We start from the raw sequence: 25331 nt of genomic DNA on the forward strand, positions 1-25331 counted from the left end.
TAAGTCGGTAAATTAAGTATTAGTATCTTCTGGTATCTGCCAGCTAAAATCATTAGCCCACGTTGGATACTTCGATTTCTAGAAAAATAAGCGGTTAAAATTGCCGCTACCAGTGCTGTTGAAGAAATTGCCAATCGCTGATCGGTGCGAACACTATGGAAAATGATGCGGCAACGCTCTACTGCCCAAATGAACTTTGTCGGGCGGCGAACCCCCTGACTCACAAGTTTTGCCAGCGATGCTCCACACCCATACCCAAACGATACTTGTGGGTTGTAGGAGATGGTTTAGGCGTAGGCAGTCCGGGAGAAATATTAGCCGATCGCTATCTAATCATCAGTAAATCCGTTGTTTTAGATACTAAACCTGGGTTATTACCCCAAGCGCCAGAGATTGAAAATGTCCAGCACATCAAACCTTATCTCAGACTGATTCCTTATCGCTTACACATCCCGCAGGTTTATGGAGTCCTACCCATCACGGAGGGACGCATCCGTAGGGAAATTTTACTTTTAGAAAAACCGCCACTATTTACAGACACCGTAGCCCAGCAAGTACATCTATATAGCACCTTAACCGAAGCTTGGAGTCATGCTAATTCCATGCGCCAACTTAATTGGTTATGGCAAATGGCTCATCTGTGGCAACCTTTAAAAAGTGAAGGTGTTGTCTCTAGCTTACTTGACCCTGAGTTATTGCGGGTAGAAGGGTCCTTAGTAAGGTTGTTAGAATTGCGTTTCGATGCGACCACAGCCCTAGAATTACCACAATTAGGTGAATTTTGGCAGCAACTACGCACCTATGCCAAACCAGCGATCGCGCCATTGGTTGACCAAGTAAGTAATCTGTTAATTCAAGGTGAAATCACCTCACCAGAAGTCTTAATTGCAGTTTTAGACAGAGGACTGGCAGATTTAGCCAAATACCAAACATCTACCACTCAAGTTATCACTAAAACTGACACCGGCCCCAGGCGCGAACGTAACGAAGATGCCTGTTACCCTGCCAGTGGTAAACTGTTGAGCAAACCACCCCAACCCACAGCCTTAGCCATTGTCTGTGATGGAATTGGTGGTCATGAGGGGGGAAATGTCGCCTCCAACTTAGCCATTGAAACTATCCAGCAGCAGGTACACCAACTCACCAAAGTCCCTTCTGACCATATAGAACCCTCACTGCTGCTGGCAGATTTAGAAATGGCTGTAGCCAGCGTCAATGACAAAATCAGTCAGCGTAACGATAGCGAAAATCGCCAAGGCCGCAAACGCATGGGTACAACCATCGTCATGGCACTGCCAATTGCCCACGAAATGTATATTACCCACGTTGGTGATAGTCGTGCTTACTGGATTACCCGTCACGGTTGTTATCAAGTCACCCTTGACGACGATGTAGCTTCACGGGAAGTGAGATTAGGTTATGCCGTTTATCGTGAAGCTGTGCAACAAAGTGGTTCAGGTTCTCTGGTGCAAGCTTTGGGGATGAGTCCCAGCACTTCATTGCATCCTACAGCCCAGCGATTCATTTGTGACGAAGATACAGTATTTCTCCTCACTACTGATGGTTTAAGTGATTTTGACCGCATAGAAGATTACTGGGATACAGAAATTTTACCGGTTCTCACAGGGGAGAATAAATTAGCCAACGTTGCCGATCAATTGATAGAACTGGCTAATACAAAAAATGGACATGATAATGTCACGATCGCTTTAGTGCATTATCAAGTGAAATACTCTGAGCCAGAGTCAGCCATTTCCGTAGTAATTCCAGATAGCAACGCCATCAAAGTCGCATCGACAATCTCAAAAACCACACCACCAACATTATCAGAAGGCAAACCCGACCAGAAAACCAAAGTCATTCCTGTCAACTTAACCAGCAATATGACGAAGCTGCCGTTAAGTTTCATCGTACCGTTGATTTTGGTGGCTGCGGCTGGGTTATTTGGATATTGGGTTATGCTCTTGAGAACCCAATTAACTAACGCTCCGGTTGTAACACCGACTACGACTATACCAGCAACTAACCCCACACCACAGAGGCGATCGCTCAATAACCTAGCTTCTGAATGGGTGATTCAAACCAAGACAGAAATTCCTTTGGAAAACCAGACCAGCTTACCACCTGAAACCTTTTTAGAAGTTGAAGATAAAAAGAATTTACCAGAGGCTCAACAAAATTTAGCCAATGCCGAAGATTATGATGTGTTTTTTAGATTATGCCCTACTAAAAAACTGCCAATCCCATTACCAGGAATTCCGGGAAGACCAATTTCAATTAAATTCTCACAATTAAAAATCTGGGAACAAGATGGAAAAATAGAGGTTCGGCAAGCGAATGATGATACTCCTTGTAACTCTCCTCCCCTAGACAGCCTATCTCCTACACCCAGTAATCCTAGTGACACAGAAACTGGGAATCAATAACTGCTGTAATTCAGTATCTTTAGCCACAGGCAGCATACATACCATACCAAGTGCCTAGAAATTTTAGTGCAGTAGAAACAAATAATCGATAAACTGGTAAAAACCTGAAATAATACAGATAGTAACCACGCTTAAATTTATAAGATAAAAGTTTTCTGCAAGGAAACTTATTGGTGGAAATTATCTGTTTTTACCTGTTAGTGTCATCAACCCATGCCATCCCTGAACCTGGCGATCGCCCGTCTCATCAATACAGGCAATGATAGTTTCGCCATTTGGGTGGTTAAGGCTCCATATCCCAGTGGCTACGTTTTGCGTGACTGTGTATGGCCTGTTGAACTCACTCAAGTTTGGCAAGAATGGCAGCAAATGTTTGCTGGCCATAGTGGTATAAATATTTCCACAGGCTCAACCCATCGCTCAGTTAACCAAGTCCCCATGAATTTAGTCTCACCACCCTCCGGTCAGGCTACTGGTTATGGCAGTCGGTTGATGCAATATTTAGGGATTAATCTCTGGCGTTGGGTCTTTGAAGGGTCAATTCTTGGTAGTCTAGAGCGCAGTCGTGGGATAGCGATGGGTCAGAGTACCAGACTGCGCTTTCAGTTGGAAATCCGCGACCCGGATTTAATCGCCCTACCTTGGGAGATTATGCAGCGAGAACCCGGTCAACCAGCCATGTCCCTCTCGCCCGATTTACTATTTAGCCGCACCACAAGCGAAGTAGAACCACTACCAAATCTACGCACTGATCAAGCTCTGAAAATCCTCCTGGTGCTGGGATACGATCAAAACCTGCAACTGCAACAAGAAGCCACTATCTTAGAACAGACCTTGTTAAATGGTGGTCAGGTAGGTAGTTATGGTCAGAGATATGCACCTTGTACAGTTAAAACACTTTTACAACCAACGCCCCAGGAGTTGATTCAAGAGTTAGAAACTAAAGCATATAACGTCTTTTTCTACGCCGGCCACGGTCTGCCGGCTCCCGATGGCGGATTATTGGTTTTACGCCCAGGAATGAATCTGAATGGCATAGAATTAGCCCAAGTATTAAACCGTAGTGCTGTGAAATTGGCAGTTTTTAACGCCTGTTGGGGAGCGCAACCAGCAGCCATTAATCATCAAGCCATTCCCGCCAGTAGCTTGGCAGAAGTTTTAATTCGTCATGGTGTCCCGGCGGTTTTAGGAATGCGTGATGAAATTGCTGATCATGAAAGTCATAGTTTTATCCAAGTTTTTGCTAAAGCTTTGCGATCGCGCAAATCAATTGACGAGGCGGTGGCAGAAGCGAGGCAAGAACTGTTAACACTGTATAAATACAATCAACCCGCTTGGACTTTGCCAGTTCTCTATCTCCATCCCGATTTTGATGGTGAACTGATTAAAAGTGTGGATGAAGGTGTGACAGAACTACCAGATACGGCTATTCCTCACTTCAATTCTTCCGTATCGATGGCGTGTTTGCGATCGCTTTCCCCTGGTGGTCGTACTTGGTTGTTAAGAAACGGTGTCACTCGTATAGGTCGCACCAGAGACAATGATATCGTCATCCCTGAACCCTCTGTTTCTAAGCGACACGCGGAAATTTTTTGCCGCAATACTTTTACAGGTACTACTTATGTGCGAACTTATTACTTACAAGATTTTTCTACCTACGGTACAACCTGGTGTTTAGGCGCTAATGGTTGGCAACAAATACTCCGGGAAGAAGTTCCCTTACAATCGGGAATGCAGCTGAAGTTTGGTAGTTCTAGAGGTGAAACTTGGGAGTTTATTATTGAAGATTCGGAAAGCTGAAATGGGGATTGGGGATTGGGGATTGGGGATTGGGGACTGGGGAGCAGGGGAGCAGGGGAGCAGGGGAGAATAACTATTGCCTATTGCAAGAGTGCCTATTGCCTATAAATTTAATATTAAAATTCTTTTTTGCGGAAATTTGCATTTGACAAGTGTAGCTGTCAATGTCCCTAAATTACTTCAATAGGAAGCAATTCATGACTCATAAGACTAACGGTTCAGACGCTCGCCATTCTGTAGCATCTCAAGTGGAATTAGAATTATTAGCAGCTTTATTAGAACCAGAGGATGCTACCTATCCTTGGAATCCCTCTGATAATGACTCAGACGTATATTTTGACGAACTAGAACGGCAATTTGCTATGCAAGATGTGCTAGATGAAGAAATCACTAGCCGATCGCAAACTTTTTACGACCAACTAGATACCCTGTGGTTACAGGTGGGAGATTCTTCATATTACAAATGTAATACAATTACGGCAGTTGTAGACAGACTTCAAGAAAATTTACATAATACTTTTGCTGCTAGTGTTCCCCAAAACTGGCTGAATGCTATTGCTAGCAAAGCAGCAGAAATCTTTACACCTCAACAATCAATGGGTGAGCAACTGGTGCAGTGTGTACAAAATGTACTACCTTCATGGGCAACAGATGACTTGTTAATCTTGGCTCGTCCCTATGCCTACGCCATGCGAAGCAGCGAACCACAAAGTTTAACATCTATGATCAGCAATATTGAAAATCAAGATTGGACAGCTTTATCAGAAATTGAACAAGCCAAACTGAGCATAGCGATCGCTTACTATGCCCTTAGACAACTCAACGAATTTGAGACGGAAGCCTGATCACCATTGTGTATTTATCTTGTCAGCTTGACTTTGATTAAACTCTAATTACTAGCAATACTAATTGGTGTGAGGATTATTGTTTGAGACTGCTAAGACAGGCGATGAATCAAAACTTGTAATCCCAAATCCTAAACCAAAATTAGAATAATGTTGCTCACAGGTGGTGCTTGTGTGGCGATTTTTAAGATGCTATAACTATTTTGTAGACACAGGTTTACCACAGTAAAATAACCATAAGTTGATTTTAAAATTAGCGCCATCTACCCTAAGACATAAATAGGGAGTGGAGAATGGGGAGTAGTGAGTAGTAAGTAATTCCCCGTTGCTTACTTTAGTCTCTAATACCAATTCTCTCAAATTCAGCAACAACTCCAAACTCAGAGAGCATTGGGACATTTGCTTTGTTAGTTTTGAATTTTGAATTTTTATACCTCTACTTAGGGCCAAGAAAACGAGTAGCAAAATTTTGCGATCGTGTGGGAGATAATGCCCTAGCTTTAAGAATTGCCGCCATCAAAAAAGCATAAGATAAGACACCGACAACAACTAATAGTAGATTATTACTGTGTCCGGCAGTATTCCATAAAGCATGAAGTGCGGCGGCGCTGAGATAGCCAACAGCGAGAATTTGTTTAGCATGACGGGGTTTGAGTGCAGCTAATCCGATGAAATACCCCAGATAACCACTGTAAGCCATGTGTCCGGCTGGTAAGCCTAAAATTCGGGCAATGAGAACTTGTAAACCCACCTCTGAACCCGCCTGGAGAGATACAGCAGGTACATATTGACCCAAAGTTTCTACTAAAGTAAAGCCGACAGCAGAAGCCGTTCCCAGGAGAATACCATCCAAAGGTTCCCAAACCCCTATACGTTCACGCCAAGGAGAGGGTAGTCCCAAGGCTATCAGATACGCTCCCAGTATAGGCAAGGCTTTGAGTAATTCCTCCATCAACCCAGCGCCAAAAAAGTACCTCACAAATAATTCTGTGAGGCTGCTGACAGGCTGATCTATCGGTGGTACATTACCAGGGAGAAGTTCACGAAAAATGAAGATAAATAAGTTTAATAGGGGAGTGAGCAAGATGATAACTGTACACAAAGCCGCACCAACGAGCATCCACCAAGGCTTAGGTTTACCACAGAGTTGATAGACAAAATAGTAAGCAGCCAGTGCTATGTAAGTTGCTACTATCACTTGATTAGCTTGTGGCTGACCTACAGTAGCAAACATCAGCACCACAAATATCACCGTGAGGATTCCTGGTACAAGATAAGCTTTACGAGTTAAATCTTTACCAGTAGAAATAATGGGAAACAGTTGGGTAAAGCTGACAGAATCTGGCTTTGATTGAGTAGAATTTTTGGCTGAAGGTAGCGGTGCAACTTGGTTTGTGATTACTGTAGGTTGAGCCGCGATCGCGTATTCAAACAGAAATTGCGGCCCGTCAGCGCCTAAAGCAATGCGATCGCCTGCGTGCAGTTCTTGACACCCATATAAACGTTGTCCATTTAAATAAGTGCCATTGGCACTATTTAAATCACAGAGTACCCAGCTAAATGTATTATCTACAGATGAAGCCACGGGACGAACCACAGCATGACGACGGGATACCATCCGATACATCATTGCATCCAAGACAACTTGGCAACTGGGGTCACGTCCAATTACTACCTCTTTACTGGTAAGCGAGTAGCGAGATTCTGACCCAAAAGCTGCTCCATTACCAGACACTAGCCGCAGAAAAGCATGATGTCTTGCGTTTTTGCCTGTCATCGAGTTAGAGTGTCTTTCCAAACTAATCCATAAAATATCCTGGCAGTAGGACTGATCCTCAGCCACACCAACAGCAGCATTGCTAAATACACTATAGCTTTACTCTATGTGAAGAACTTCAAAATTAGCTCACTCAAAATTTAAATTTGTCTCTTTTAATTGTGACAAGTATTCTAACTGCAAAAAGTATCTTTTGTACTTTATTGATTAGATGTTTGACGCTCCCCGCATTCTGCTTCGCTTGCCTACGGCACGCTAACTAACTTACGCAAGTGTCACAATTAGGGGTTGGTGCGTGATGCTAAAAGTCTTATGACTACGTTCAAGTATTCTTACTGCGTTACGCAACGGCAATAAAGCGGGAGGAAAAACCGCTTTTTGCCTCCCCTACAGAAAAAATATGCCAGTTGTGTAAGTCCTAAAAATGTAAAGTAGCTGAATAAATATTTAGTATTCTTCACCACATTTACTTTTATTCAAAAAAATAAAATCGTCAGATGTCTTGTAGTAATTGTTGACTAATGACGATCGCTAAACTGGTAAAAGCAACTAATCAGGGATTGTTAGACTTATCTAAATTGCTAATTTTTACACATTATAAATTTTTATGGGTCTAACTAATGGCTATTAACTAGGTTAAATTCTGCGATCGCACGCGGAAAATTCTTGTTCTCGTGTCCGGGACGACTGAGTTTAATTAAAGCAAAGCGTTGCAATGGAGTTAAGTTTGCCCACTGTGATAATGTGATGTTTATGCCGATTTCTTGAGCTTTTTCTTGGAGGTTGACTGGCAGATTGTTAGAGTCTAGCCATGCGGGATAAGGGTCTATTGGTAATGTGGATGGAGGTGTTCCCGTGCGTTCTAATATTAATTGCTGGAGATATTCTTGGTAGGCTAGAATTTCTGTTTCTGTGGTGCAAGGTAAGGTGACTAAAGCTTCGCGTTCGGCTTGAGTCATGTGATTCCAATCAGATAATTTTAGTTTAATGCCGCAGGTATCTAAGTTATAGCGTACCTGCATGGGGATACAACGCAGAGAATCTACAAATTCGGCTTCAAATTTAAAAAATGTTGTCATAATTGGCATTTTTTGAGACGCAGAGGAGCGCAGAGGGGAGGCAGCGCGTTGGGCGGCTTTGCCGACTTGAAGCGACTGCCGTCGCGTGGAGGATCTATTTAACAAAGTGTTATGGTATAAATACCCGTTATAACAAGTAATTGCGTTAGCGTAGCGGGACGAAGTCCATTGCGTTAGCAGAGCGGGGCGTTAGCCCATTGCGTAGCTTGCTTCCCGCGATAGCGGGTATTGCGAATTGCGAATTGCGAATTGCGAATTGCGAATTGCGAATTGGTTTAATGTCTATCTCTGGAATTACTAAAACGAATTATTAAGTAACTAATTGATAAGGCTAAAACGGCAGTTCCTAGACCTATAATATCTATTCCTTTGACTTTTTCTAAATCAAGAATAATGATTTTTCTGGCTACAGCTATCAATGAAGTAACAATTACTAATTCTACTTGAAAAACGTGTCTCTTTAAATAAGCTGTAATATTTTCTAATATTTCTAAGGCAATTAAAATATTTAAAAATAAACCAAAGACTTTGAATAGGGTGGTATTAATTGCGCCGTAGGGTGTAGTAAAAACTTCTTTAACAATATAAGTTCCTAAATCTATAATTGCTACCAAAATTACTATCACCATAAAAATAGATAGAATTTTGGAAACTATCACCTCGATATTTTCAATTGCGTGCATGAAATTATCGTCTCTGGTCAATCCAAAAACTTGTTTGATTAACTTTCTCATGGAACACACCCAGTCTAACGTCAGTCACATAAATAAAAAAATCCTGTAGATAAATCTAGAGGACTAATCAGTCATATCTAATTGAGATATTAAGAGTATCTTATCTTGGTCATAGTCAACGTTAGTACATCAGAAGTAGTAATGGTAACTATTGACTAAAATCTAAGCTTGAAATTACTATCCAGCAGCTTACCATTGTGTGGACTGGAGTTGGGAAGTTTTAGCGGTAATTTTTAAAGAAATAGGTATTAGTTGGACTGCACAGGCTTTTAATTCTGGTTGGAATGAGTCTGGACATGATTCGGGATGGGTGAGGGCGTTGGCTTCGGCGTTGTCAGCCCAGAGTGAACCCCAGTGCATCGGGACGAAAACTGTACCGGGTGCGATCGCCTTGGTCACTTTGGCTTTAAACTGGGCAGTACCACGACGCGATCGCACTTCTATCATTTGACTATCAATAATTTCTAACTTAGCCGCATCACGGGGATGAATTTCTATAAATGGTTCTGGGTGCATAGAACGAATTTTTTCAATTCGACCTGTACGCGTTTGTGTATGCCAATGTCCGTACAGTCTTCCAGTTGTCAACACAAAAGGATAATCTGGGTCTGGTGGTTCTGCTAATCCTTTAGAATAATAAGCCGCAAATTTAGCACGACCATCAGAAGTAGGAAAGCGTAAATCAGTATAAAGTCTTTTAGCCCCAGTCCCCTCCTTCGGGTGCGGCCATTGAGTTGCACCTTCTTGACGTAACTGTTCATGACTAATACCAGTCATATCGCAAGTACGGCCTTTAGTTAGTTGCACAAACTCGGTGTAAACTTGGGCAGAATTATTAAAGGCGAACTTATCCCCAAAGCTTAATCGCCGTCCCACTTCGGCAAATATTTCCCAATCGGCTTTAGCTTCCCCTGGTGGTTGGCGGAATGCTTGAGACAAAGTTACCCGACGTTCGGAATTGGTCATTACGCCGATTTTTTCACTCCACTGCGCCGCCGGTAAGAGGACATGGGCAAAAGCTGAGGTTTCTGTGGGGTAATATGCGTCTTGGTAAATTGTAAAAGGCGATCGCAATAAAGCTTTTTTTGTCCGTTCTAAATCTGGCATACTTACAGCTGGATTAGTAGCTGCAATCCATAACAAACCCACATTCCCAGCTTCTAAACCTAGAATCATCTCCCATGCTGTTAAGCCGGGATGGGGTGAAATTTGTCCTGGCTGTAATCGCCAAAATGCTTCTACTTCCGCCCGATGTTGGGGATTTTTGACTGAACGATAACCTGGTAATAAATGGGCTAACCCGCCAGCTTCCCTTCCTCCCATTGCATTGGGTTGACCGGTGAGGGAAAAAGCCCCTGCGCCTGGTTTACCGATTTGTCCGGTCATCAGGTGGAGATTGATAATAGTTCTAACTTTCGCTGTCCCTTCCGTTGATTGATTTACGCCCATCGACCACAACGACAACACACGCTGCGCTTGACCCCAATAACGGGCGGCGGTTTCTAAATCTGCAACGCTGATTCCACATTGACGGGCTACTACTTCCGGCGAATAGTGGCGGATGACTTCTGCATAGGCGGAAAAGTTACTGGTACAGTCATCGATGAAGCCCACATCGATCATCTGCCAACGCATCAATAAATGGGCAATTCCATTCAACAAGTCGATATCTGTACCGGGACGAATCGCCAAATGTAAGTCGGCTGCTTCGGCGGTGGGTGTACGTCGGGGGTCAACCACAATCATTTTCACATGGCGGTTTTTTTTGTGGTATTTCGCCAAGCGGTTGAAAACGATGGGGTGACATTCGGCTGTGTTTGTCCCAATTAAAAATGCACAGTCTGTTAACTCTAAATCTTCATAGCAGCAGGGAGGCCCATCTGACCCAAAACTTTGGATGTAGCCAGACACCGCACTCGACATACATAGCCGGGAGTTCGCATCGAAATTATTTGTCCCCAAACACCCTTTCATAAGTTTTTGGGCGATGTAGTAGTCCTCAGTTTGGAACTGACCAGAACCATACATACATATAGCTTCTGCACCTTGGGTAAAGCGCACAGTTTGAATGCGTTGGGTGATGATATCAAAAGCTTCATCCCAACTGACACGGCGGAACTCTTGGTCTAGAGAGTCGCGCACCATTGGGTAATGTAGTCTATTTTTATCTAAAGATTCGGCGATCGTTGCACCTTTGACGCATACCATCCCCTGGCTAGATGGATGGGACTTATCGCCGCGTACTCGCCAAACGGGGTTTCCTTGGCTATCGCGGTTGGTGGCTGTGTTGGGTTGGGCTGGGGGGGATACTTCTAAGCCGCAGCCCACACCGCAGTAAGGGCAGACGGTTTTGGTAGATTCGGGCATAGGAATTGTTTCGCGCAAAGGCGCAAAGGCGCAAAGGAAAGGTGCAAAGAAGAACAACTATTGACTCAGCACTCATTACTCATCATGAGCAAATCGCCGATATAAGAAATCTAGGGCGTAGTTGCGGAGGTTGTAGTATTGTGGGTCTTCCATGATGCGGCGGCGGTTGCGGGGACGGGAAAAGGGTATATCTAAGATTTCGCCGATTTGGGCGGCTGGGCCGTTGGTCATCATGACGACTCTATCAGCTAAGAAAAGGGCTTCGTCGATGTCATGGGTAATCATCAGCACGGTGACTTGATGATCACTCCAAATTTGTAGGAGTTCTTCTTGTAGTTCTTCTTTGGTGATTGCGTCTAATGCGCCGAAGGGTTCATCGAGAATTAAGACTTGGGGACGGATGGATAAAGCACGGGCGATCGCAACTCTTTGTTTCATTCCGCCGGAAATTTGGCTGGGTTTTTTGTCGGCGGCTTCCATGAGTCCTACCATTGCTAGATGTTCTCTGACAATGGCGCGTTTTTGGGCTTGGGGTTTGTTGGGGAAGACTGCATCTACTGCTAGGTAAACGTTATCGAAGACGGTTAGCCAGGGTAGTAAGCAGTAGTTTTGAAAGACCATCATCCGGTCGGGGCCTGGTTCGGTGATGGGTTGGTCTTGGAGAAGAACTACGCCATCTGTGGGGGTGTTGAACCCGGAAATCATGTTTAGTAGGGTGGATTTTCCGCAGCCTGAGTGACCAATTAAGCAGACAAATTCCCCTTCGCGGACTTTGAGGTCGATTCCGTCTAGGACGGTGTAGGGGCCTTCGGGGGTGGGGTAGATTTTGCTGACACCTTCGACTACTAGGAAGTTGTCTGCTTTGCGGGTGGGGGGTGTTTGGGGTTGGGTGTTTTTATTGATTATTTGCATGGGTTTGTTAGATTTTATTTGCTCACGCAGAGACGCAGAGGCGCAGAGAGGATGAGAGAAACTAATTACTAAATGAAGATTTCTTCGATGCGGATTTGATGTTTGATTTCTAGGCTTTTGAGGTAATCTAGGGGTTCGGATGGGTTGAAGGTTTTACTGTCGAATAGGTGTATGGGGTTGTCTTCACCGATGTCTAGTAGGCCGAGGTCACGGGCGGCTGCGCCAAATATGTCTGCGCGACATACTCTTTCGATGATTTCTACCCAGTTTTTGGGGAAGGGTGTAATACTCCAGCGTGCTAGTTGGGTTAGCATCCACAGGGTTTCTGTGCGGTTGGGGTAGTTGGTTTTATTGAGGTAAAACTGATTGTATGTGGTGAGTTCTTGGGGTGGTTTACCGTCGCCGCGATCGTAGGGGTCGATGAAACCAGGGCGAATGTATGCAGCAGATATGTTTAAATATTCGGGGCGTGAGAGTAATTCTAGGATTTCTGGACGGTTGCGGTTGTCGTCACAGTATTTGCAAGCTTCTAGTAGTGCTTTGGTTAAGTTTAAATGGGTTTCTGGGTGTTTTTGCGCCCATTCTTCCCGGACTCCTAAAACTTGCTTTGGCTGTCCTGACCAAATTTCTAAGGCTGTGGCTGCAACGAAACCTACGTCTTGATGCACTGCTTGATAGTTCCAAGGTTCTCCCGCACAATAACCGTCAATATAGCCTGCTTCGAGTTGGGTAAGCATTTGTGTCGGTGGGATGACAGTGAGGCTGATATCTCTATCGGGATCTATTCCAGCAGCCGCTAACCAGTAACGCAAAATCAAGTTCTGCATTGATGCTGGATGCACTACGCCCAGGGTAATAATTTGGTCGGGAGATGTGTTAATTACTGCTTTTAAGTCAGCGAGATTACGCACTCCTTGGCTATACAATCTTTTACTCAAGGTAATGGCGTTGGCGTTGCGGGAGAGATTGAGGGCGTTCACTACGGGAATTGATTTTTGATCACCAGCACCTAATGTCAGTGCTAGGGGCATTCCTGCTAGCATTTGGGCTGCATCCAATCTTCCAGTAACAAAACCTTTGGTGATTTCCTGCCAACTATTTGCTTTACTGAGGACGATATTTTCTAAGCCATACTGAGCAAAGAAGCCTTTCTCTTTGGCGACAATTAAGGGTGCAGCGTCAGTTAAGGGCATAAAGCCGATTTCGAGGATGGCTTTGGCTGTGCTGTTTTCTGATGTTACTAAACGCTGGCTTTGACGCTTCTTCGCTTGTTTTTGCTGATTGAGGAAGTAAATCATTTCATTCCGCAGATTGTAATAACTGGGATGTTTGACTACTTCCAAACGTTGACGGGGACGGGGAATGGGGACTTCTAGAATTTGCCCAATGTGAGCTTCTGGGCTATTAGTGAGCATAACGACGCGATCGCTCAACAATAATGCTTCATCCACATCATGTGTCACCATCACGCAGGTAACGTTATGTTCATTGCAGATTTTCATCAACTGTTCCTGCAAACTCCCCCTAGTCAAAGCGTCTAAAGCCCCAAAGGGTTCATCTAAAAGCAACAACTTTGGACGAGTAGCCAAAGCGCGTGCGATCGCCACCCGTTGTTTCATCCCCCCAGACAACTCACGAGGACGTTTATTCGCTGCTAGGCGCAGTCCTACCATATCAATATGTTCTTCAATAATTCCCCTGCGTTCACCCTTCGGCTTACCCTGATAAACCTCATCCACAGCCAAAGCAATATTTTCTCGGACAGTCAACCAAGGAAGCAGTGAATAATTTTGAAACACCACCATCCTATCTGGACTAGGATCTCTCACCTCCCGCCCTTCCAAAGTCACACCGCCAATACTTGCTCTATCCAAACCTGCAATAATATTCAACAGCGTAGACTTACCACAACCAGAATGTCCAATTAAAGAAACAAACTCCCCCTGCTTAATCTTCAACTCAATATTTTTCAGAGCAATATATCTACCACCATTCGGTAAATCAAACACCCGATCAACGTGGTCAACCTCAACAAAAGTAGTCATCACTCATTCTTCCTCAATCACAACCTCTACTAACTCTCCGCGTACCTTTGCGCTTCCCTCTGCGCGACGGCAGTCGCTACAAGTCGGCAAAGCCGCCCAACGCGCTGCCTCCCCTTTGCGTTTAACTCTTAACTACTTTTGCTCCGCCACCACCTTACTAGCCACAAAACCCACCAATCTATCTAAAAACAAACCCACCAAACCCACATAAATCAGAGCCAAAATAATCTCACTCAAATTAGTTTCCGTAGTCGTGTTGTAAGCATCCCAAATAAAAGAACCAATCCCCACACCACCGACTAACATTTCCGCCGCCACAATCGCCAACCAAGACAACCCAATCCCAATTCTCAAACCCGTGAAGATATAAGGCACAGTCGCCGGAAACACAATTTTCAAGAAATACTTTGCACCTTTGAGTTTTAACACTCTAGCCACATTGATATAGTCTTGGGGAATTTGTTGAACACCGACAGTAGTATTAATAATAATCGGCCAAATTGAAGTAATGAAAATCACGAAAATTGCGGAAGGATTAGCTTGTTGAAATGCTGCCAAGGAAATTGGTAGCCATGCTAGAGGCGGTACAGTGCGTAACACTTGAAAAATCGGATCTACAGCATTGTAAACCAACTTATTTACACCGATTAAAATACCTAGAATAATACCAGCGATCGCAGCTAACGAAAAACCTATCCCTACCCTACCCAAACTACTAAGTATCTGCCAACCTAAACCCTTATCACTTGCACCATTATCAAAGAAGGGATTAATAATAAACGGATCCCAAGTTTCAGAAAAAGTTTCTATTGGCCCTGGTAATTCCAAATTAGGTGTTAAACACAGTAATTCCCAAATCACTAGAAAAATTACTAAAGCTACCAAAGGTGGTAAAACTTTTTGAGCAACAAACTTATCAATATTTTTACGAGATTTTTTTCTGAAATTGCGACTTCCTAAAACAGCAGCCATTTTCTCTATTTTTTCCGTGATTTTTACAGTGGTTTGTCTTTTAATGAGTACAGAAGCTAATCCTACAAAACAGAATTATCACTGTTTTCTCCTAAGTTTCTACAGTCTGAGCGGTGTGAATTACCGCTCAGATGCTTTCTGATTACACTTTTTTAATTTTCAAGCTTTGTAAATATGCTTCTGGTTTTTCTGGGTCAAATTTTACGCCATCAAAGAAGGTTTCTACACCGCGAGATGTGCTAGCAGGAATTTCAGAATCAGGTACACCAATTGCTATAGCTGCTTTTTTCCACAAATCTTCTCTGTTTACTTGCTCAACAAGTTCTTTAATCTTGGTTTCTTTAGGTAGATAACCCCAACGAATATTTTCAGTTAAAAACCAAACATCATGGCTCTTATAAGGATAAGAAGCATTATCTGCCCAGAACTTCATCCGATAAGCAAACTCTTTTTCAGTCCGACCATCACCATAATCAATATTACCTTTAGAACGTTCTACAATATCTGCGGCAGCAACATTAAAGTATTTGCGATCAGCGCAAATTTTACACATTTCTTCTTTGTTTTCTTGCTTTTCGCACCATTGTTGAGCCTCTAAAACTGCCATTAACATTGCTTGGGCAGCATTGGGATTTTGATCAACCCAATCTTTCCGCATCGCAAAGGCTTTTTCTGGATGATTATTCCATAATTCGCCAGTAACTAAAGCCGAATAACCCAAATTTTGGCTAACTAATTGTGCGTTCCAAGGTTCTCCGACACAAAAAGTATCAACAGTACCGACTTTCATGTTGGCTACCATTTGTGGTGGTGGTACAGGTTCTAAAACTATGTCTTGATCTGGATTAATCCCACCAGCCGCTAACCAATAGCGCATCCATAAATCGTGAGTTCCACCGGGAAAGGTAATACCAGCTTTCAATGATTTTTGATTAGCTTTAGCTTGAGCAGCAGCTTCTTTGAGTGCTTTGCTTTTTAGATTAACTTTGAGTTCTTTAAACTTATTAGCAACAGAAATTGCCTGACCATTAGTATTTAACCTAGCCAAAATATACATTGGCACTTGCTCTTTAATGGTAATCAGGTAAGGCATGGGACTCAGGATATGTGCGCCATCAATACCACCACCGGCTGAACCAATTTTGAGGTTGTCACGGGTAACAGGCCAAGATTTTTGTTTAATGACATCAACATCAGTCATGCCGTATTTAGCAAAGAAACCTTTTTCTTTGGCAATAATTAAAGGCGCAGCATCAGTGAGAGCAATAAATCCGAGTTTAGCTTTAGTTGTCTCAACCTTGGGAGCATTAGCCACTGTGGAAACATTAGCAGCTGGATTTGCTGAAGGTGCTTGCTCACCGGTAGTAGTTGAGTTGGAATTAGAGGCGCAAGCATGAGTCACAATAGAAGCCGCAGCCGCCGCACCTGTTGTCAACAGAAATTTTCTTCTAGAAAAGTTGCTCATTGTTCTTTGTGTGTTGTTAATTCGTCTTTATTTGGGGATTGGGGATTGGGGACTGGGGATTGGGGACTGGGGACTGGGGATTGGGGACTGGGTATCAGGTAATAGTTTTTCTCCCCTACACCCTTACACCCTTACACCCTTACACCCCTATACCCTCACTCAGCACTCAGCACTCAGCACTCAGCACTCAGAACTCACTAAAGCTTCTTCCCTGACTTTTGCGCCGAAGTTTTGGATCAGTAAATCCCGTAATACTGGCTGTAAGTCTTCGCAGGGTATGCCTTTTTGGACGCAGCTACCTAATTTGGCATCTTTACCAACTTTGCCACCCATGTAAATATCAACGCCTTCTACAGCTTTGCCGTTTTTACGGGCTTTAGTTCCCATGAGTCCGATGTCTGCAACTTGGGGTTGTCCGCAGGAGTTGGGACAACCTGTCCAATGAATACGGACTGGGCGAGTGAATGTTAACTCAGATTCCAAGGCTTTAATCATGCTGAGGGCGCGGTTTTTGGTTTCGATGAGGGCAAAGTTGCAAAATTGTGCGCCGGTGCAGGAAACTAGCGATCGCGTCAATAAACCAGGATCAATGGAAAATCTCTCCATTAAAGGATCGGCTAAAAATGTCCGCAATTTTGAGTCGGGAATATTGGGAATAATCACGTTCTGTTCAACGGTAAGCCGCATTTCACCACTACCGTAAACATCCGCTAACCGCGCCAACTCAAACATATCCTCGGCGTACAATTTACCTACAGGTATGTGCAAACCTACATAGTTCAATCCTGCTTGTTTTTGTTTATACACACCGATGTGATCCCGCTTTTCCCAATCGATTTCGTCTTTGGGTGCGGCTGGTAATAAGGACTTACCCAAACGCTTTTCGACCTCTAGACGAAACTTCTCTATCCCCCATTCATCAATTAGCCACATCAAGCGCGATTTCAAGCGATTGGCTCTTAGTCCGTTGTCTCGATAGACTTCTAAAATTGCTCGACAAACAGCCACTACTTCTTCTGGAGTCACCCAAGCGTTGAGAGGAATCGCTGCTTCACAACGTTTGGCAGAAAAGAAGCCACCGACTAAGATATTGAAACCTAAGAGTGAGGATGCAGAGAAATCTTGCCCAGTGCCCAGTACCCAGTCCCCAGTCCCTTCCCTAAATGCTGGGACGAAGGCTAAATCGTTGATTTCAGCGTGGACGGAATTGTCTCTACCACCAGCGATCGCTATATTAAATTTGCGTGGGAGGTTGCTAAATTCGGGGTTGCCTTGTCCTTTGTTGGTGAGCATATCTTGGATTTGTTGCACCAACTGACGGGTATCATACAACTCATCTGCATCTAACCCGGCTACTGCATCACCTGTAATATTACGGATATTGTCCATTCCTGATTGGACGCTGGTTAAACCAACAGAGTGAAATCGATTGAAGATATCTGGTAAATCTTCAATTCTGATGCCACGCAATTGAATGTTTTGTCTAGTAGTTATATCAGCGTTGCCATCATCACCGTAGCGTTGCACGACTTCTGCTAACACACGCATTTGATCGCTGCTAATAATGCCATTAGGCATCCGCATCCGCATCATAAACTTGCCGGGAGTCACTGGACGAAAGAAGACACCCACCCACTTCAGTCGATGATCTCTGTCTGTTTCATCCATTGCTTCCCACCCCAAGGCGGCGAATTTTGCGATTTCTTCCTTGATAGCCAGCCCATCTTTTTCGGCTTTGAATTTCTCAAACTTATTAAGACTGACTTTGGTGGTATTTGCTGTATCTGTCATAAATTGACTCTTGTTGCCATTACTAATCCAGTAAGAACCTCATCAGGTTTCTGCCCAATATCAATCAACTCGTATTTTTACGAGGTTTAACGTCAAACATAAATATTGATTTATACCTGGATACTTTTCCGCAAGCGCGTTCTCAAGAAGATGATTTGCAACTTAGTGATTGTTGTTGCCATCAAATTCAAAGTTAGATTTTTGTGATTTTGAAATAACTTACAGGATGCCGCCTGTTTTTTACTTAGCGAATTTGTAATCTTTTACATTGGCTTAATTTGTCAAGTCGTTGGTGTGAATGTTTATGTAACAATTTCGATACTTCTAAGGTTATGGTGGGATTTAGGATAAAATCGTATAACTAGCTACAAAATTCTAGTAATAATGCTGAAATTAAATCATAATAATGCGTTTTCTGCATAACATCTGGTTAGGTGATAGGTGACAGGTGACAGGTGACAGGGAATAGGGGAACAGGGGGTAATAACTATTGCCTATTGCCTATTGCCTATTGCCTATTGCCTATTGCCTATTGACTCTTAACTCTTAACTCTTAACTCTTAACTCTTAACTATGAAACGTCGTGATTTTATTAATTGGGTGGGTTTGGGTTGGATAGCTAGTAGCTTACCTGTAGCGATCGCAGCCTGTTCTCCTCCCAACACAACATCCACAACTTCAGGATCTAGTGATTGGCAAACAGTCGGGACTGTGACCGAATTAGACAAAACTGGGCAATTACTCGTTAATGACTCACCAGCCAGCTCTGTATTAGTAGTTGGTACATCTAAATCTGAAAATCTGATTGCTGTTAATCCTACCTGTACCCATCAAGGTTGTACGGTGGCATGGCAAGCTACAACCCAAAAATTTGTCTGTCCTTGTCATGGTGCAGAATATGGAGTTGATGGTACAGTACAAAAAGAACCAGCTACAAAGCCACTCAAAACTTACGCCGCCAAAATTGAGGGGAGTTCGGTAGTAGTTAAGCCAATTTAGTTTCAGTCAGCAACAAGTAGTGATGATTGCGTCTGTTTCTGAAAGCTTAGTTACTTGGCTGGATTCAACAGAACTAGGGACTTCCAGATAAATGAGTAATGAGTAATCAGTAATACCCATTACTTATTACTTATTACTCATTACTTCAAAATTAAAGACAGTTGGAGTCGGGAATTTAAACCCCAACTCAACTGATACTACGTGTAGACGTAGGGGTCTTAAACCCTTGAATTGACAATAACCATCAATTTGGGAGCATTTATTTTTTGTTGTTCCCTCTCATCAAAACTCAAAATTTAAGTAACGTATTGTGAACAATATCGAGCAGCTTTTAGTGCAGGCGCAGACAGCGCATGATGCAACTGATTTGTCGTTGCTGACTCAATATTTGCATCAGATGGTGTTAACAAATAATGCCAAACAATCAGAGTTAGTTAATTTAGAAAATCTTTTAGAACTAGCACTTTCAATATTAGAAATGGGGGATTTTCAGCAACGTTGGGATATTGCCAAGGTGCTGATTCAGTTGGGAACTATAGCTATTCCACCATTAATTAACATCCTCGAAGATGAAGATACAGAGGATGAATTACGCTGGTTTGCTGTGCGGATTTTGGGTGAATTGCAGCATCCAGATAGCATCAGCCCTTTAGTAGAATTGCTGCAAAACAATCCAGAAGAAGAACTGAAAGCGATCGCAGCTACAGCACTAGGACAAATGGGTAATGTGGCTGTACCTGTACTAACAAAAATGCTCCAGTCAGATGATACAAGGCTTTTGGCAGTGCGATCGCTCTCCTATATTCGCCGTCCAGAAACTATTACACCGCTATTGAGTGTAGTAGAAGATGCTCAAGCAGAAGTCCGTACAGCAGCAATTGAAGCCCTCAGTAGTTTTCATGACAAACGTGTACCACCCATACTATTAAATGCTTTGGATGATGTCGCCGCTACCGTCAGACGTGCCGCCATCCAAGGTTTAGGTTTTCGCCCAGACTTATGTGCAGAACTGGATTTAGTTACCCGACTACAACCCAAACTGTATGACTTTAATATTGAGGTGTGCTGCACAGCCGCAGTTGCTCTAGCTCGCATGGGTGGTGATACTGCTGTGAAACACTTATTTACAGTTCTCATCTCACCCCATACATCAATTACCCTACAACTGGAAATTATTCGGGCTTTGATTTGGGTGGAAACATTATCTGGTTTGGAATATTTACAACAGACACTGAATCACACCACCTCAGCAACATTATGGCAAGAAATTGTCACCGTTTTGGGACGAGTCCACAAGCCAGAGTTAACCACAGCAGCCACAGCCATTCTTTTAAATATGCTGTCATTCCAGCATCCAGCAACAAAAATTACCTCTATTAGAAGTGCGATCGCTTTATCTTTAGGACAGTTAGGTTCTCCACAGGCGGCGGAATTTTTGCATACCCTGTCAGACGATACAGATGAACTGGTAAAATTACACGCGATCGCTGCATTGAAGAAGCTAGAAACTTCAATAGCTTAGTTAACAAAATTCCCGGTAAATATAAATAGACAACAAAAGCTGTATCAAAATCTACCAAATTATCGGTTCTTGGCAACTTTTGGTGATCTTAGCCGGGGGAAGGCAGAGGGCAGAGGGCAGAAGGCAGAAGTCGGAAGAGTAGAAGTAATAATTTCAACCCTTGAGTTTGTTTAAAGTAGCAACTAATATACTTTGCATTTCCTCAACTTCATTTAATACGGGAGTGAAAAGGTCTTTATCAGCTAAATCTACTTCTTTGGCAATGATTAATTGCGTATCAAGTTCTCTCAAAGAACCTAGCGCAATATGTAAAAACTGGATATATTCTGGTTTGGAACGCCTACCATAGCCTTCAGCTATATTAGACGCTACAGATACGGATGAACGGCGTATTTGACTAGTTAAACCGTACAATTCTGACTGAGGAAATAGGCGGGTAAATTTATAACAATTGATAGCAAGTTGAACTGCCCTTTGCCAGATAAACTGATTTCTATAACTCATATAATCAAGTGTAAATTGTCAAAATTTTCTTTTCAAATAGCCAACAGAAATCGTCGTTCTAGTAAGTCTATCTTGGCGCGACCATACATCTGCCGTTTTAACATTTTCAGTCGATTAATATGCCCTTCAACTGGGCCATTACTAACTGACATAGTTACACCTGCTTTCACAGCATCGTAGTCAGACTCTAAACTAACAGCAAAGGAGCGCAACAAAGAAACCAAGCTGTTTTTAGCTTTGTTTAACCAAGCATCGAGCTGCTCAGGCAGGCGTTGACGCACAAGAGATGCAAACTGTTGTGCTAGTTCAATAGCTGACTTCAAATCCGAATGGGCTTTTTGTAGTTGAGCGATGACTTCACGCTCATTAGGCTGTATTAATTCTGGTCGTCGCAAGACTAAAGCTGTGACGCGACTGGGGGTGAGAGGACGATGGGCGCAAGAGCTAACCCTGGGGGAAGCGTTTTTTCTTGAACCTTTTGCTGGCTCAAATCCGGGCAAGGTCTTGAGATAACGAGTGAAGCGAGCGACCGTGGCATAACTACCGGTATAGCCGCAGGTGCGAATTTCTTCAAACAGTTCTTGGGTGTTGTGGTTCCCGCTATTCCAGCGACTGAGGAGGTAATCATGATAAGGGTTGAGAAGACTCAGACCGTGGTCGCTACGTTCACGACGTTCGGTAAAAGTTGAGCTACGCAAGTAATTGAATACGGTAGTTTTAGAAACTCCCAGCTCTTGAGCGATTGCTAGCCCTGATAAGCCAATAGACCGCAGTCTCCAAACTTGCTCATGGATTTCTCTGCGTCTATCCCGTGCTTTGGCGGATTGAACTTTTCTTTTTAAAGATGTGTTTTGGGGAAACCTTGGCACAACTGGACTCTTATTAGTCTCAGCAATCATGGAAAGGTTGTTTGCTGTTTCCACCTCTAAATGCACTTTAGTATCAGTATTAAAGACTTGTTTTTCCACTTCTTTTAGTGTTTTGGCGTGATTACCAAAGACTTGATAAAGCGTTTGAGATAAGTTCTGCAATAGATGAAAGCGGTCTGCAACTTGAATGGCTTCTGGCGCACCTTGGCGAATACCACTTTCATAAGTTTTTGACCGATCTCGTGAGACGACTTTGACACCAGGGTGAGCTTTTAACCATTCTGCCAAAGTTTCAGCCTTTGCATCTTTGAGTAGAGCAATTGGTCGTCTGCGTTCGAGATCAATTAGTGCTGTGCCGTAAGTTTTACATTTACGAAAACAAAAGTCGTCTACCCCAAGAGTATGTGGCGTTACGATGGGTGGTAGTGGAATTGAGCGGACTAAATTTAATAGCGTGTTGCGAGAAACTTTTATCCCCAAGTCCTGTGAGAGTCTTACCCCTGCTGCACCACCATTAGCTAAACCAATCGCACTCAGTCTTTGAGCTAAACGTAGAGTTCTTCTCGCCCAAGGTGCGGTAACATTGGTCAGCCTTTCTGCAAAAATGCGCCGTTTACACAATTTATTAAGGCAAAAAAACTTCCGCACCCTTAACTGTAAAGTAATGCTGTAATCAGCCCAGGGTAAATCTGCTAACTTTCGCTCATAGCGACTATGAATTTTATGAGTTGGTTGGTTACAAACTGGACAATTAACTACTCTATTGATAGCAGAAACAATCAACTTTATCTGAGTTTTTATCTCGTCAAGAATGCAATTTTCAAGTTTCAGGTTTGCTGAATCTGGTAATAGATAACTTAGCACTGACATAACCAAGCTGAGGCTTATCCCTCAAATGTTTGATGGAGTGAAGTTTGACGTATCTCAATTATATCTTTCTAACTTCTGCCTTCTGCCTTCTGCCCTCTGCCTTCCCCCAACCAAGATCACCAAAAGTTGCCAAGAACCAAATTATCCCTCAAAATCCGTTAACTTAAGACAAAGCCATAAATGTAATTCAGGCTACAAATCCCATGCGACTAGAACAGTTGCAAGCGTTTCTGGCGATCGCAGAAACTGGCAGCTTCCAAAAAGCAGCTCAAAAATGTGGTGTCACTCAATCGACTATCAGTCGCCAAATCCAGTCTTTGGAGGCTGATATCGGTTTGGAATTGTTTCACAGAAGCAATCATGCCAAGCTGACTTTAGGGGGTGAACGCTTATTACCTCGCGCCCGCAAAATTTGTCAAGAGTGGGAGACTGCTACCCAAGAGTTAACAGATTTAATGGCAGGGAAGCAGCCAGAATTGTGTATTGCCGCTATTCATTCCCTATGTGGCTCTTACTTGCCACCAGTTTTACAAAAATTTTGTCATGATTATCCAGAGGTACAATTGCGGGTGACATCTTTAGGGAGCGATCGCGCCTTGAAAGTTCTCAAAGATGGCTTGGTAGATTTAGCAATTGTCATGAATAACCGCTTTCTCACCACCGGTAGAGAAATGGTAGTAGAAGTTCTGTATGATGAACCAATAGAAGTGTTGATCGCGGCTAATCATCCCTTAGCCCAATACGAATTTGTTCCTTGGTCAGAGTTAGTGCGTTATCCCCAAGTAGTGTTTAAAGATGGTTATGGGATGCAACGCTTGATCCAAGAGAAATTTGAACGATTAGAAGCCACCTTGCAAGCTGCATTAGAAGTCAATACCCTAGATGCCTTCCGGGGAGTGGTACGCCAAGGTGAATTAATCGCTTTATTACCCAATTCCGCATTAGTAGAAGCCCGTCTTGACCCTACTTTAGCAGTTCGCCCTTTAGCTGGGAGTAGTTCAGTTTCGGATAGTTCTAGTTTGACTCGGCGAGTAGTGATGGTAACTACCCAAGACAGGTTACAAATTCCTCCGATTCAACATTTTTGGCAACTGGTACGAGAAAACATCCCACCACAGTTTGATCAACAGCGATCGGCTTCGTGAAGTATGATGAGTCAAATGTCCACTGTCAAAACCCTCAGTCTCGAATTTGACTGTTGACTATTGACTATTGACTATTGACTTTTATGAGTATTTTATTCAGGGAACTACTGAAAAAGGTAGGCAGTGGCAACCATACAAGCGAGAGTTTAACTCGTGCTGAAGCAGCCACCGCTACCAAAATGATGTTATTAGGTGAAGCTACACCAGCCCAAATTGGGGCATTTTTGATTGCCCACCGCATTAAACGTCCTACCGGGGAAGAATTGGCAGGAATGTTAGATGCTTACGAGGAACTGGGGCCAAAACTGCAACCAATTACCGATACACGTCCAGTCATAGTTTTTGGTCAACCTTATGATGGTAGAACCCGTACAGCGCCAATTAGCCCCGTTACAGCCCTGATTCTGGCTACCGTAGGGCAACCAGTAGTGATGCACGGCGGCGATCGCCTACCGACAAAATACGGCTTACCTTTAGTAGAGATTTGGCAAGGATTAGGGGTTGATTGGACTACCTTATCATTGGCAAATATCCAAGAAGTCTTCGAGCAAACAGGCATCGGCTTTGTGTATACGCCCCAGCATTTTCCCTTAAATCAAAGTATTTGGGAATACCGCGACCAACTCGGCAAGCGTCCACCCTTAGCCACAATGGAATTAATTTGGTGTCCCTATGGGGGTGATGCTCATATCATGGCTGGGTTTGTTCATCCGCCCACAGAAGCCATGTTCCAGGTAGCTTTAGGATTGCGGGGAGTGAGCAAGTTTACCTTAGTGAAGGGATTAGAAGGCAGCTGTGACTTACCACGCGATCGCACAGCCATCATTGCCTTATCTAAAACACCGCAAGAAATCGAAAGATTGCTTTTATCTCCCCATGATTACGGCTTTACCACTAAGAATGTCCCCCTCACAAGTACGGCAGAATTGCTAGCTGAAATTCAGGGAGTATTGGCTGGAAGAACCAGTGAACTAATGCAAACAGCCTTGTGGAATGGGGGCTTTTATCTCTGGCGCAGTGGGATTTGTACTGATATGCGATCGGGTATAACGAAAGCTCAAGAATTATTATCTGGTGGAGCGGTTATTGACAAACTCCAACAACTCAATCAGGTCTTAAAGGTAATCTCAGGCAAAACTTTTCAGCATACATACTAATTGAAGGATGGCAGGGTTTTAACAATAAACAGTGATAACTGAATCACTGCTC

General features: G+C 43.4%; 18 protein-coding genes. 7 read left to right on the forward strand and 11 right to left on the reverse strand.

Going from position 1 to position 25331, the window contains the following annotated elements; all coding sequences use genetic code 11:
- Positions 1–155: 155 nt before the first annotated feature.
- The 3 genes from NOS7524_RS21050 (at position 156) to NOS7524_RS21060 (ending at position 5071) form a co-directional block, all read left to right on the forward strand.
- Entirely contained in the window at positions 156–2426 is a 2271-nt protein-coding gene (locus tag NOS7524_RS21050; RefSeq protein WP_015140502.1) for a PP2C family protein-serine/threonine phosphatase, read from the forward strand.
- A gap of 213 nt (positions 2427–2639) precedes the next feature.
- Positions 2640–4226 (forward strand): CHAT domain-containing protein, encoded by a 1587-nt coding sequence (locus tag NOS7524_RS21055; protein WP_015140503.1) that lies wholly within the window; start codon positions 2640–2642, stop codon positions 4224–4226.
- Positions 4227–4423: 197 nt separating this feature from the next.
- On the forward strand, positions 4424–5071 hold the full coding sequence (locus tag NOS7524_RS21060) for a hypothetical protein (protein WP_015140504.1): 648 nt from the start codon (positions 4424–4426) through the stop codon (positions 5069–5071).
- 436 nt (positions 5072–5507) lie between these two features.
- On the opposite strand, the gene NOS7524_RS21065 is transcribed toward NOS7524_RS21060, so the two are convergent.
- From NOS7524_RS21065 to NOS7524_RS21105, 9 genes are all read right to left on the reverse strand, one after another.
- Positions 5508–6848 (reverse strand): PrsW family glutamic-type intramembrane protease, encoded by a 1341-nt coding sequence (locus NOS7524_RS21065; RefSeq protein WP_015140506.1) that lies wholly within the window; start codon positions 6846–6848, stop codon positions 5508–5510.
- A 617-nt stretch (positions 6849–7465) separates the two neighbouring features.
- On the reverse strand, positions 7466–7927 hold the full coding sequence (locus tag NOS7524_RS21070; RefSeq protein WP_015140507.1) for a nitrate reductase associated protein: 462 nt from the start codon (positions 7925–7927) through the stop codon (positions 7466–7468).
- A 275-nt stretch (positions 7928–8202) separates the two neighbouring features.
- Positions 8203–8661 (reverse strand): phosphate-starvation-inducible PsiE family protein, encoded by a 459-nt coding sequence (locus NOS7524_RS21075; RefSeq protein ID WP_015140508.1) that lies wholly within the window; start codon positions 8659–8661, stop codon positions 8203–8205.
- Positions 8662–8850: 189 nt separating this feature from the next.
- The gene (locus NOS7524_RS21080) at positions 8851–11028 is read right to left on the reverse strand and encodes a molybdopterin oxidoreductase family protein (protein WP_015140509.1); all 2178 of its coding nucleotides are present in this window, start codon (positions 11026–11028) and stop codon (positions 8851–8853) included.
- Positions 11029–11103: 75 nt separating this feature from the next.
- The gene (locus NOS7524_RS21085; protein WP_015140510.1) at positions 11104–11940 is read right to left on the reverse strand and encodes a nitrate ABC transporter ATP-binding protein; all 837 of its coding nucleotides are present in this window, start codon (positions 11938–11940) and stop codon (positions 11104–11106) included.
- Between the two features lie 68 nt (positions 11941–12008).
- Positions 12009–13985, reverse strand: coding sequence for an ABC transporter ATP-binding/substrate-binding protein (locus NOS7524_RS21090; protein WP_015140511.1), 1977 nt, complete (start codon positions 13983–13985; stop codon positions 12009–12011).
- Positions 13986–14117: 132 nt separating this feature from the next.
- Complete coding sequence (ntrB, locus tag NOS7524_RS21095; protein WP_015140512.1) at positions 14118–14957, reverse strand: nitrate ABC transporter permease; 840 nt, start codon at positions 14955–14957, stop codon at positions 14118–14120.
- 142 nt (positions 14958–15099) lie between these two features.
- The gene (locus NOS7524_RS21100) at positions 15100–16422 is read right to left on the reverse strand and encodes a CmpA/NrtA family ABC transporter substrate-binding protein (RefSeq protein ID WP_015140513.1); all 1323 of its coding nucleotides are present in this window, start codon (positions 16420–16422) and stop codon (positions 15100–15102) included.
- A gap of 180 nt (positions 16423–16602) precedes the next feature.
- Positions 16603–18213 carry a ferredoxin--nitrite reductase gene (locus NOS7524_RS21105; RefSeq protein WP_015140514.1) on the reverse strand — a complete coding sequence of 537 codons (1611 nt, stop codon included), beginning with the start codon at positions 18211–18213 and terminating at the stop codon, positions 16603–16605.
- A 573-nt stretch (positions 18214–18786) separates the two neighbouring features.
- Here NOS7524_RS21105 and NOS7524_RS21110 point away from each other — a divergent pair.
- Together NOS7524_RS21110 and NOS7524_RS21115 are read left to right on the forward strand one after the other, a co-directional pair.
- Complete coding sequence (locus NOS7524_RS21110; RefSeq protein WP_015140515.1) at positions 18787–19212, forward strand: QcrA and Rieske domain-containing protein; 426 nt, start codon at positions 18787–18789, stop codon at positions 19210–19212.
- A 307-nt stretch (positions 19213–19519) separates the two neighbouring features.
- Positions 19520–20734, forward strand: a complete 1215-nt coding sequence (locus NOS7524_RS21115; protein WP_041555406.1) for a HEAT repeat domain-containing protein — start codon at positions 19520–19522, stop codon at positions 20732–20734.
- A 153-nt stretch (positions 20735–20887) separates the two neighbouring features.
- On the opposite strand, the gene NOS7524_RS21120 is transcribed toward NOS7524_RS21115, so the two are convergent.
- Together NOS7524_RS21120 and NOS7524_RS21125 are read right to left on the reverse strand one after the other, a co-directional pair.
- Positions 20888–21238, reverse strand: a complete 351-nt coding sequence (locus NOS7524_RS21120) for a four helix bundle protein (protein ID WP_015137800.1) — start codon at positions 21236–21238, stop codon at positions 20888–20890.
- Between the two features lie 32 nt (positions 21239–21270).
- The gene (locus NOS7524_RS21125) at positions 21271–22977 is read right to left on the reverse strand and encodes an ISL3 family transposase (RefSeq protein ID WP_015137799.1); all 1707 of its coding nucleotides are present in this window, start codon (positions 22975–22977) and stop codon (positions 21271–21273) included.
- Between the two features lie 203 nt (positions 22978–23180).
- On the opposite strand from NOS7524_RS21125, the gene NOS7524_RS21130 reads away from it, so the two are divergent.
- Positions 23181–24122, forward strand: a complete 942-nt coding sequence (locus NOS7524_RS21130) for a LysR family transcriptional regulator (RefSeq protein WP_015140517.1) — start codon at positions 23181–23183, stop codon at positions 24120–24122.
- 83 nt (positions 24123–24205) lie between these two features.
- Complete coding sequence (locus NOS7524_RS21135; RefSeq protein ID WP_015140518.1) at positions 24206–25279, forward strand: anthranilate phosphoribosyltransferase family protein; 1074 nt, start codon at positions 24206–24208, stop codon at positions 25277–25279.
- The last annotated feature ends 52 nt before the right edge of the window (positions 25280–25331 follow it).

Origin of the sequence: Nostoc sp. PCC 7524 (assembly GCF_000316645.1) — a bacterium.
Taxonomy (GTDB): domain Bacteria; phylum Cyanobacteriota; class Cyanobacteriia; order Cyanobacteriales; family Nostocaceae; genus Trichormus.